Raw genomic sequence first — 11,094 nt, 5'->3', positions numbered from 1 at the left:
TGGTTTTCAATGAATAACGCATTCCAGCCGTGTCCTTCAAGACCTTTCTGCCAGCGGGTAAAAGTATTCTTCAATTTTGCCAGGTCTAGGGCCTTCTTTTCAGAGTCCCACAAATCAAGGTGCTCAAACTGGAATACCATATTGAACTTGCCTTGTTCCTCGCCGACCCAAAGATCGGCTTCCTCGATACTGACGCCATTTGCCTCGCCAACTGTCATAATGTCGTATTTAGAGAAAGTTTCCTCCTTCAATTCCTCGAGGAATGTCTGGATCCCTCCAACATTCATATGCTTATCAAAAGAAGAAACATATTGCAGCCCTTCAGGGTTAGGCATGTCTTTTAGGCCAGCTTCTTTTTTGATGTGGCTGATCGCGTCGACGCGGAAACCATCGATCCCTTTATCAAGCCACCAGTTGATCATATCGTATAACGCAGTACGGACCTCTTTGTTTTCCCAGTTCAAGTCCGGTTGTTTGCGGGAGAAGATGTGAAGGAAGTACTGACCTGTCTTTTCGTCATACTCCCAGGCAGATCCGCCGAAGATGCTTTCCCAGTTGTTCGGCTCAGCGCCATCCTTGCCATCGCGCCAGATGTACCAATCACGTTTAGGACTGTCTTTGGATTCTCTAGATTCGATGAACCACTGGTGCTCATCGCTTGTATGGTTGATGACAAGATCGATGATCAGCTTCATGCCGCGTTTATGCGTTTCAGCAAGGAGCTGGTCAAAATCTTCCATTGTCCCAAATTCATCCATGATATCCTGATAATCACTGATATCATAGCCATTATCGTCATTAGGAGATTTGTACATCGGGCAAATCCAGATCACATCGATTCCCAAATCCTTTAAGTAATCAAGTTTTGATATCATTCCTTGCAAATCACCGATGCCGTCGCCATTGGAATCCATGAAGCTCCTTGGATATACCTGATAGGCAACAGCCTCTTTCCACCATTTGTGTTTCATGTGAACCCTCATTTCTTTGTATGATCCTGATGTATCCCGTTGTTTTACATTAGTCATTTTGCGCTGTCGAAGACCTACTTATGAATCGGACCGCATGATTTCCGCTCAATCATCCTCGCCGGGATTGTAACCCTTTTCGGCAACGTCACCGGGTTTTTGATGATTTCTATTAAACAGTTAGCCGCTTCGAAACCTAACTGGAAGATGTCGATATTAACAGAAGTCAGCTGTGGCTTCATATGCTCCGCTAGCGGAACATCATTGAAGCTGACAATTGAGATCTCTTCAGGCACCTTGATATTCAGTTCCTCGGAATAGCTCATTAGCTCAATGGCGGTAAAATCATCTGCCACTACCAGGGCAGTGGGCGGCTCATGGGAGGAGAGGAACCTCGTGATGCCTTCTTTTCCTTCAGATTTTAAGCATTGCTCATGGATAATATATTTTTCGTCATATGGAAGGCCAGCTTCGTGCAGGGCTTGCTTATATCCCTCTAGCCGATCAATTGTAAAAACTTGCTCTAAATTAAAACCGATAAATGCAATTTTTCGATGCCCCAGCTTGATTAAATAATCAGTAACCTGTTTGGTAATATAAATATTGTCATTATCTACATAGGTGATCCGCTCAGCGTTCGTGTTCGGGCGGCCTATGACAGTAAATGGAAACTTATGCTCCAGCAAGTAATTCATAATTTTATCATCCGTTTTCGAATACAAAAGGATGATGCCGTCAACTCTGCGGCCCTGGACCATCGAAATGACCTGCTGGAAAATCTCCTCATCCGTGATGCCAGTCGTTAAATAAACCCCGAATTGATGTTCATGGGCTTTCATGCTGATTCCCCTGATGACCTCGGGGAAAAACGGATTTTGCAATGCCTGGGTAGCCGAATTTGGCATAACAATACCGATTGTCTCGGTACTTCTTACCACCAGGCTTCGTGCCTGGAAGTTCGGGTGGTACCCCAGTTTCTCCATCACTTTCCGTACACGCTTCTTCGTTCCTTCATTGATATGAGGGTGATCTGCTATCACCCTGGAAACGGTAGAAGGTGACACACCGGCTGCCTTCGCTACATCTTTAATTGTGACTGCCATTGGTCGTCTCTCCTATAGTTCGATTATTTTACCGAGCCTTCTGAAACTCCCTTGATGATTTGCTTTTGGAGGAAGAAGTAAATAATGATGACTGGAATGATTGCGATTGTCAGTCCTGCCAGTGCAAGATGCCATTGTTTAGTATATTCCCCAAAGAAGAAGAACATCTTAAGCGGAATTGTTTCCATTCCTTGCTGATTGATGACAAGGGAAGGAAGCAGGTAGTCATTCCAAATCCAAATGATGTTCAGGATGGCCACTGTAACGGACACCGGTTTTAGCATTGGGAAAATGATATGCCAGAAAATCTGGAATCGGTTTGCGCCATCGATTGTTGCCGCTTCATCAAGCGATTTCGGGATCCCGCTCAATGTTCCGTGGTAAAGAAAAATAGACAAACTTGCCCCAAAACCAAGGTACATGAAAATCAGTCCGCCCCTATTGAGCATTTCAAGCTTACCAAAAATGGACACAAGTGGAATCATTACGGACTGGAAAGGGATGAGCATTGCAGCTACAAACAGCATGAAAATGATCCCGCTCGCTTTGCCTCCACGTCTTGAAAGGGCATAAGCGGCCATTGATGAAAAAATGATGATAACGGCCACAGCCAGTACCGTAATCAATACAGAGTTGAAGAAGGTTTTAATAAAATCCAAACGTTCGAAAGCTACCGTGTAATTCTCAAATGAAAAAACATCCGGCAGCTTTAACGTATCCTCGAACATTTCTCGTTTCGTCTTGAAAGAGTTGACAATCATCAGGTAAAACGGGGAAAGCCAGATCAGGGCAAGGATGATGCCGAGAATTTCCATAATGATTCTGCTTTGCTTCTTCTTTTTCATTACATCTCGACCTCCCGTTTTTTATTGATATAAACCTGTGTAAGCGAAATAGCCGCCACAATCAGGAAGAAAATGACCGCCTTTGCCTGTGCGAATGCCATCGCGTTTTCTACGAATGCAGTTTTGAAAATCTCCATTGCAACCATCTGTGTGGAATTGTATGGTCCGCCGCCAGTGAGCGACAGGTTTTGGTCGTAAAGCTTAAAAGAGTTTGAAAGTGTCAGGAACAAGCTGACAGTAAATGCCGGCATGACGAGCGGGAAGGTGACGTGATAAAAACGCTGGAAGCTGTTCGCTCCGTCAATTTCTGCTGCTTCAAGCAACTCCTGCGGTACTCCTTCAAGGAATGAAATATAGATGACCATGATGTAACCAGCCATCTGCCAGCTCATCAGAATCGCCATTGCCCAAAAGCCAGTTGTCTCAGTGGACAGCCAACCCTCTAAAGCTTCAACGCCAATCAGTTCACCGACGCTCGCGAATACCTTTGTGAAAATGAATTGCCAGATGAAACCTAAGATCAATCCGCCGATTAGATTCGGCATGAAGAAAATCGTTCTCAGGATATTATTCGTTTTGAATTTTTGCGTCACAAGCAAAGCTAATGAAAGGCCGAAGAAGTTGATCAGGAACACAGAAACAACAGTGAACTTTGTTGTGAACCACAATGCATCTCTGAATTCTTCCTCAGCAAAAAGCGCTTTATAATGTTCAAGGCCTACAAATGAAGGTGTCTTGATCCCGTTCCAGTCAGTAAATGAGTAGTACACACCGAATGCAAGCGGCAAAATGACCACAACAGCAAGAGCGAGTAAGGCTGGAGCCAGGAAAAGCCAATACCAGAGGTTCCGGTTTCGCATCTGTAAATCCTCCTATCTTTGTGTTATCAGGGGAAGCTAATCTATTTCGTTATCAAGATCAGAAGAATGTAGTCTGCTGATTTTTACGAGTACTCTTGATTCACCCAATGATTTTCCGAAAAGCCTAAGCGAAAACCACTTCATGGAAAAAAGATAGGAAACAAAACAGCCGCAGCCGTTCTGTTTCCTTCTTTAGTTTAAATCTATTACTTACGAGCTTCTGCCCAAGCCTTGGAAGACTCTTCTACTAATTCGTCCCAAGTCATTTCGCCGCTCACATATTTCTGGATGTTGATTCCAAGCTTTTCTTGTCCCCAACCAGTTGGGTAACCCATGAAAGTCCAAGCCAGTGTTTTGCCAGCTGAAGAGTATTCATAGATTTCTTTTGCAAGTGGATCAGAGATTTTGCCAGCATCGTATCCTTCATAAGCAGGGATGAATTTGAAATCTTCGATTACTGCTGTTTTACCTTCTTCAGAAGTATATAACCAGTCTAGGAATTCCTTAGCTGCTGCTACTTCTTTTTCGTCCTTGTTGCTGTTTACAGCCCAGTACATTGGAACGCCAACAGGGATTGAATCTTCTTTGTAGCCTTCAACTGGGATAGGAAGGATCCCTACGCCGCTGTTAGCAAGCTCTTCGTCGATTCCGGCGATTGAACCAGATACCCAGTTACCTTGCTGGATGATTGCTGCTTTGCCAGTTGAGAACAATTCTTCAACTTGCTTAGCATAGTCAAGGCTTACAGTAGGTTGGTCAGAGTATTTGTTCTGCAGGTCAAGAATCTTCTTGAATGCATCGCCGTGTTCAAAAGTAACTTCCTTAGATTCAAAAGCATTGATTACGTTCTGATCAAACTCAGGCGCAAGGAACACGTTTGAAAGGTGAAGTCCTGTTACCCAAGTTTCTTTAGCAGGAAGAGCAAATACAGATGTAAGACCAAGGTCCTTCTTCTTGCTGTCTAGCGTCTTAACAGCTTCCTCTAATGCGCTGTAGCTAGTGATGCTCTTTGGATCGATACCAGCTTTTTCAAAAATGCCTTTGTTATAGATGAAGCCATAGCCTTCCTGGTTGTATGGAAGTCCAAGTACTTTGTCGTCTTTTGTTACGCCTTCAAGAGTTCCGCTAAGTGCAGCTTTAGCAGCAGCTGTGTCAGATAGGTCTGCAAGCTTATCTTCCCAGTCTGCCACGTCCTGCGGTCCGCCTACGTTATAAATAGTAGGTTCATTGCCAGAAGCGAACTTGGATTTAAGTGCAGCACCGTAATCTTCGCCGCCGCCGACAGTTGTGATGTTGATGTCAACATCTTTGTTAGCTTCTTCATAAGCTTTTGCAATGTCTTCAAACTGATCCTTGAACTCAACCTTGAATTGGAAAATGTCAACGGTTACTTTGTCTCCGTCTTTTCCACCTTCGCCTGAAGTCTTGTCATCGCTTGATGAGCAGCCTGCAAGACCTCCGCCAATCAAAAGTCCAAGGGAAAGAACTGCTGGAAATAGCTTTTTTGCTTTCATTGTTGAGATACCCCCAAATATTTATATTTTTTTGCATGCAACCACATGCGTTCCGAAAGCGTTTGCATATTTTTGCATAAAACATGAGATGATAGTAATTTTATACAACACCTTTAAAACGCTTACATAAATGGGGCAGGAGTAGTCAAAACCCTGATATAGCAGTAGTTATGTACTTTTTCCCCCTAATGCCATCATTATATGCAAACGATTGCAGCTTCGGATTCATAATAGCATATGAAATTTAGAATGACAATATGAAAGTTTTTAAGATATTTAAATTTATAGATTATTAGTCAAGCCTGAAATGGAAGAGATAATTATTGGTCATAATAATTTGAAAATTAGTATATACACGTATCATTTGCTGTCGAGAGTTTGAAGGTCTATCATGATTGTTAATACTGAAAAATAATGACTGAAGGTGAAGAAATGATTAGGTGCATAGCTACAGATATGGACGGGACGTTATTGACTGCTACCCAGCAGATTACTGCAGAGAATAAGGAAGCGATTTTAAAAGCAAAGAAGCAGGGAGTAGAAGTCGTTGTCGCAACCGGACGATCGTTCCAGGAAGCAAGATTCGTTCTTGAGGAATCCGGTCTTAAACTGCCAATGATATGTGTGAATGGAGCCGAGGTTCGTTCCGATAATGGAGAGATTGTTTCTTCTAGCCCATTGAACAAGGCGGAGGCCCGGCAGGCAGCGCTACGGCTTGTAGAAAGCGGCGTGTATTTCGAGGTTTACACAAACAGAGGTACCTTTACTGAAGATGAGGATATGGCGATCACAATCATCGTTGATATTTTCTCAACCGCAAATCCTGAAGTGCCGATTGAAAAAATCGCCGAGGCCGCTGAGGAAAGAATGCATAAAGGACTGATTACGAAGATTGAACATTATGACCGTCTATTCGAGGACGACCAATATGAGATCTACAAGCTGCTGGCTTTTTCACTAGATGATGACAAGCTTGAGGCCGCAAAGGATGGCCTGAAGGAAATCTCAGGGCTTGCGGTCAGTTCATCCGGGCGTGAGAACATCGAAATCACAAGCCTAGACGCTCAAAAGGGAGTCGCCCTGGAAAAATTCGTAGCTTCAAGAGGGATCAGCCTGGAGGAAACGATGGCGCTTGGTGACAATTTCAATGATGTATCGATGCTTGAAAAAGTCGGCAAACCTGTAGCGATGGGCAATGCAGCACAGGAAATTAAGGTTCTATGCGGCGAAGTGACATTGACAAATGAAGAAAGCGGCGTCGGAAAAGCGATTATGAAGGTACTGGAAGATTGATTTTTGAGTGGATTAAGGACATCTGATTTTGAGTGGATTTGGACTTCTGATTTTAGAATGGACTATATATAGGAAAGGACGTGTGTCATGAAAAGATTCTTGTATGTGTTTTTGGTAATGCTGATGGTGATTGCAGGCTGTTCAGGTGGCGGTGATGAAACGAAGCTTTCAGGTGAAGTGAATCAAATACCAGAAGACAAAGAAGCGATTGCTCAGGCCGACCAGCTCGAAGTTGTTGCAGAAAATCTGGAAGTTCCGTGGTCAATCAATAAAAGCGGCGAGACATTTTACTTGAGCGAACGCCCGGGTTCGATTGTAAAAGTGGAAGGCGATAATACTGAGAGACAGAAGGTTTCTTTTAAAAAGGAAGTTTCACAGGCAGCTGAAGCCGGATTTCTTGGCTTTGTGCTCGCTCCTGATTTCGAGCAGTCGAACAAGGCATTTGCTTATTATACATACGAGAATGGCACCGGGCAGTTCAATCGGATTGTCGAACTGACTTTGAACAATGGTGAATGGGTGGAAGGCAAGCTGCTGCTTGATAAAATCCCGAGCGGACGCTTCCACCACGGCGGCAGGCTGAAAATCGGTCCGGATGGAAAGCTTTATGCCACGGCAGGTGATGCGGCAACCAATCCGGAAATTGCCCAGGATTTAGGTTCGCTCGGGGGCAAAATCCTGCGTCTGAACCTTGATGGATCTGTTCCGGCAGATAATCCATTTGAAAACTCCTATGTATACAGCTATGGCCACCGCAATCCGCAGGGACTAGCCTGGTCGGAGGATGGGAAGCTCTATGCCAGTGAACACGGACCCTCCGCGCAAGATGAAATCAATCTGATTCAGGCCGGAAAAAACTACGGCTGGCCGGAGATAACCGGTGGCGACACGAAGCAGGGCATGGAAGCGCCTATTTTCCACTCTGGAAGCGATACATGGGCACCCTCCGGAATGGCGGCTTATGAACGGAAGTTATATGTTGCAACTTTGAGGGGCAATGCCTTACGTGAGTTCGATCCCGCCGCGAAAACTACCCATGAAGTAGTCACCGGATTAGGCCGGATTCGCGATGTGATCGTTGATGGTGATGATCTATTTTTCATCAGCAACAATACCGACGGCCGCGGCACCCCGAGTGAAGGCGACGACAAGCTTTATCGCGTAAAAATTGATCAATTGCGGTGAAAACTAACGAAGAGGGACGCTGTAATGGTGTTCCTCTTCGTTTTATAACGGTTTGAATTAAATAAATTGGCGAAATTCACAGTTTTATTCGCAAAATACACCTTTTTATTCGCAAAAACATAGAGTTTTATTCGCAAAAATCACAGCTTTATTCGCAAACTGGAAATTTCGAGTGTTTTTTTCCATTTCCAAACAAAACAAAAACCGGGATACACCCCCGGTTTAATTTTTGCTGCTGTTCGGTCCTGCCAATCCATGCATGATGAATTGAATGGTACGTTCTGTCTCTGCTTCATCGTCCCACTCGGCTTCGGGCAGGATCATATAACGTGCGATCAAATAGCCAAAAATGGATGTAAACGTCATTCTGACGACACTGTACGCTGGCATCTCAATGATTTGGCCATTTGCCTGGTAATGCTCGACGATTTTCTCGAAACGTTCATATACTTTTAATGCGATATGTTCCTTAAATAATTCCCTCAATTCGGGGTGGAAAGGAATTTCCTGCACCAGGATTTTAACGGTAGCAAGATTTTTAACAAGGAAATCACGGCGGTTCTTCAGCATGGCAGATAAGAAATCTTCGAAATGCTCATAATCCTGATGAAGAACCTTATTAAGATCCTTTATGATAAAAGGTGCCACAAACTTTGCCATCACTGGAGCGACAATCGCCAGCAGCAAATCCTTTTTCGTTTTATAGTGTCTAAAAATCGTACCTTCAGCGACGCCTGCCTTCTTGGCGATTTCACTGGTTGAAGTGGCGGAATAACCTTTTTCAGCGAAGGATTCAATAGCAGAAATAATGATTTTCTTCTGCTTATCCGTCAGTTCTTCTCCGTCCATCAACTCATCTATTTTAAAGTCGTGATCTGTCATCGTTTACTCCTTTCGCCGCGGTTAAACTGCGCGGTGTTTCCGCAGTGCTAGTATATTCAGGAATATGAACAAAGCGGAAAACCCGGCCAGCATCAACAAATTGCCATAGATGGCATCCCATCCATATCCTCTCACCATAATATCACGCAAAGCCTCGGCGGCATAATAGAGTGGTGTGATCGGACCAAGCCAGCTCAGCCAATCAGATATCGTATCGAGATTGATCAGACCAGAAAAGAAAAACTGCGGCACGATGATGATCGGGATGAACTGGATCATCTGGAATTCATTATTGGCAAACGCCGACAACAGGGTGCCGAGCGTCAATGCCGTCATCGATAACAATAAAGTGATCAGCAATACATAGATGAACGAACCTTCCATCAGCATTCCCAGGATGTATATCGCATACCAGGCAATCAGCGTGGCCTGCAGCATCGTGAAGATTCCAAAGCCAAGAACATAGCCGATGACGATTTCCCATTTTCGCAGCGGGCTCGAGAGCAATTTTTCAAGCGTGCCGCTCGTTCTTTCACGTAAAAAAGAAATCCCTGAAATGATGAACACAAAAAAGAAGGCGAAGAAGCCAAGCAATACCGGGCCGAAATAGTCAAACTGGCTCATATCGTCTGAGCCATGGATATAATCGACTTTCAGGTCAGATTGTCCCTGTGAAGGTAACAGCTTTTTTGTTGCTTGCTGGAACCATTTCATTACAGCTCCATTCACAGATGGGTCGCTGCCTTCGAGCGTGAACTTTTCCACCATAAGGCCTTCAAAGACAACATACCCATCGATTTCTTGGTTCAATGCATCCTCTTCTGCAACTTTCACAGACTCATATTCTGTTATTTTTGCGTCATCAATATCGAGTTTCTCCATCACAGGGCCAGGAACATCGACCAAACCGATCTTCGGGATATAGTTTTCCCCGTTAAAAACAAGGTGGAGCATCGTCAGGATCAGGAGCGGAGCAACAAGCATCATTGCCAGTGTTCTTTTATCCCTCAGGAATTGCCGGATAATCCTAATCACTAAAGCTCTAATTCTCATGCTGAACACCTCCATATGCTAAAAATGCTTCCTCGACGCTGGCAGAACCAGTCTTTTCCTTCAATTCCTCCGGAGTGCCGACAGCGATCAAAACACCATCTCGAATCAGTCCCAATCTGTCGCATTTTTCCGCTTCATCCATGACATGTGTTGTAACAATCAGTGTTTTCCCCTGTGCTTTCAAATCATAAAAACCAGACCAGATGCTTTGTCGCAGAACGGGATCGATGCCTACAGTCGGCTCATCGAGAATCAACAGTTCTGGCTCATGCAGCAAGGCCGCAGCCAATGATAAACGCCGTTTCATGCCGCCAGAATAATTGGTTACCAGTTTGTTAAGATGCTCAGATAAGTCGACAAGCTGCATTACTTCTAAAATACGTTTTTTTCGGTGCGTGCCCTTGAGACCGAACAAGGAGGCAAAGAATTCAAGATTTTCCTTTGCCGATAATTCAGTATAAAGTGCGTCCGATTGAGCCATGTAGCCAATCCTTTCAATAAGCTTTAAGGAAGGCATCTTTTCGCCGAAAAGATAATTTTCACCTTCACTGGGCGTTTCAAGCCCGACGAGCTGCCGAACGAGAGTCGTTTTTCCTGCTCCTGAGGGTCCAAGCAGCCCGAAAATTTCGCCGCTTTCAATCTCTAAATTGATATTTTTTAAGACGTCATGCTTCCCATAGCGTTTACTTACATTTTTGATTGAAACAATCATGGGATCTTCACCATCCTTTTTAAAGTGAGTAATCACTCACTAATAGGATAACTGATAAACTTCGCTTTGTATAGTGAGTAATCACTCGCAAATTAATATAAAAAACGACATTGTCACGCAAATGCCTAATTCGATGTTTATGTGCTATCATACGAGGTAGAGATAACTGAAAATTTTTAAAATAGGGGAAGTGATCTCTTGTTTTTTAAAAAGAAGCGTATGGTGCTGTTTCTTGTTCCGGTTCTGCTGATCGTTGGCCTGTATTTCTATGACGCGAATTTAGATGTATACATGAATAAAACAGACGGAGTAATTGTCCATAAAGACAAAGAGTTTCACCGAGGCTATGAGACCTATCAAAAATATTATGTGAATGGCGAGAAAACCTTTGAAATCGACCGCTTGATTGGCAAGACTGATAACAGCAAATTCCTTGGGTTCAAAGAATCTGTATGGAAGATCAAAGGAGAGCCAGAGGACAAGGTTGTATTTGTAAAAGGCTTGATGATTGAGGGAGTTTATGAACGTAAATAAAAAGTCCACCTTAAAAGGTGGGCTCAGCTTGTGGAGAAAGGTACTATTTTTTTCTTCCACAAGCTTTTTTATTCTGTTTAATTCATCTTTTTTGATGGACTTACAGTCTTTATTAATTAGAAAACACAGATCGCCACCATTATCC

General features: G+C 43.7%; 11 protein-coding genes. 3 read left to right on the top strand and 8 right to left on the bottom strand.

Annotated features, from left to right (window positions below):
* The 5 genes from ACH0QE_RS02270 to ACH0QE_RS02250 form a co-directional block, all read right to left on the bottom strand.
* A partial coding sequence (locus ACH0QE_RS02270; RefSeq protein WP_415799123.1) for an alpha-glucosidase occupies window positions 1-971 on the bottom strand: 971 nt, incomplete at its 3' end.
* Window positions 972-1,045: 74 nt separating this feature from the next.
* Window positions 1,046-2,071 carry a LacI family DNA-binding transcriptional regulator gene (locus ACH0QE_RS02265; protein ID WP_415799122.1) on the bottom strand — a complete coding sequence of 342 codons (1,026 nt, stop codon included), beginning with the start codon at window positions 2,069-2,071 and terminating at the stop codon, window positions 1,046-1,048.
* A 23-nt stretch (window positions 2,072-2,094) separates the two neighbouring features.
* Window positions 2,095-2,916: a carbohydrate ABC transporter permease gene (locus ACH0QE_RS02260; RefSeq protein WP_415799121.1), complete on the bottom strand. Its 822-nt coding sequence runs from the start codon at window positions 2,914-2,916 to the stop codon at window positions 2,095-2,097.
* Window positions 2,916-3,776 (bottom strand): carbohydrate ABC transporter permease, encoded by an 861-nt coding sequence (locus ACH0QE_RS02255; RefSeq protein ID WP_415799120.1) that lies wholly within the window; start codon window positions 3,774-3,776, stop codon window positions 2,916-2,918. Before ACH0QE_RS02255 ends, ACH0QE_RS02260 begins: the two co-directional genes overlap by 1 nt.
* 206 nt (window positions 3,777-3,982) lie before the next feature.
* Window positions 3,983-5,290 (bottom strand): ABC transporter substrate-binding protein, encoded by a 1,308-nt coding sequence (locus tag ACH0QE_RS02250; RefSeq protein ID WP_415799119.1) that lies wholly within the window; start codon window positions 5,288-5,290, stop codon window positions 3,983-3,985.
* A 432-nt stretch (window positions 5,291-5,722) separates the two neighbouring features.
* Here ACH0QE_RS02250 and ACH0QE_RS02245 point away from each other — a divergent pair, with 432 nt between their 5' ends.
* Both ACH0QE_RS02245 and ACH0QE_RS02240 read left to right on the top strand, forming a co-directional pair.
* Entirely contained in the window at window positions 5,723-6,583 is an 861-nt protein-coding gene (locus tag ACH0QE_RS02245) for a Cof-type HAD-IIB family hydrolase (RefSeq protein ID WP_415799118.1), read from the top strand.
* Between the two features lie 87 nt (window positions 6,584-6,670).
* Window positions 6,671-7,768 (top strand): PQQ-dependent sugar dehydrogenase, encoded by a 1,098-nt coding sequence (locus ACH0QE_RS02240; RefSeq protein WP_415799117.1) that lies wholly within the window; start codon window positions 6,671-6,673, stop codon window positions 7,766-7,768.
* Window positions 7,769-7,990: 222 nt separating this feature from the next.
* Here ACH0QE_RS02240 and ACH0QE_RS02235 read toward each other — a convergent pair whose 3' ends face one another.
* The 3 genes from ACH0QE_RS02235 to ACH0QE_RS02225 are packed head-to-tail and all read right to left on the bottom strand — an operon-like array spanning window position 7,991 to window position 10,415.
* On the bottom strand, window positions 7,991-8,650 hold the full coding sequence (locus tag ACH0QE_RS02235) for a TetR/AcrR family transcriptional regulator (protein WP_415799116.1): 660 nt from the start codon (window positions 8,648-8,650) through the stop codon (window positions 7,991-7,993).
* Between the two features lie 21 nt (window positions 8,651-8,671).
* On the bottom strand, window positions 8,672-9,703 hold the full coding sequence (locus ACH0QE_RS02230; protein WP_415799114.1) for an ABC transporter permease: 1,032 nt from the start codon (window positions 9,701-9,703) through the stop codon (window positions 8,672-8,674).
* Window positions 9,693-10,415: an ABC transporter ATP-binding protein gene (locus ACH0QE_RS02225; RefSeq protein ID WP_415799113.1), complete on the bottom strand. Its 723-nt coding sequence runs from the start codon at window positions 10,413-10,415 to the stop codon at window positions 9,693-9,695. The genes ACH0QE_RS02230 and ACH0QE_RS02225 overlap by 11 nt, the downstream gene beginning before the upstream one ends.
* A gap of 198 nt (window positions 10,416-10,613) precedes the next feature.
* Between ACH0QE_RS02225 and ACH0QE_RS02220 the strand changes: the two genes are divergently transcribed.
* Window positions 10,614-10,949, top strand: coding sequence for a hypothetical protein (locus ACH0QE_RS02220; protein WP_415799112.1), 336 nt, complete (start codon window positions 10,614-10,616; stop codon window positions 10,947-10,949).
* The last annotated feature ends 145 nt before the right edge of the window (window positions 10,950-11,094 follow it).

It is taken from the genome of Mesobacillus sp. (assembly GCF_047739415.1).
Lineage (GTDB): Bacteria > Bacillota > Bacilli > Bacillales > Cytobacillaceae > Mesobacillus.
This window is presented reverse-complemented; position numbering and strand designations above follow the sequence as displayed.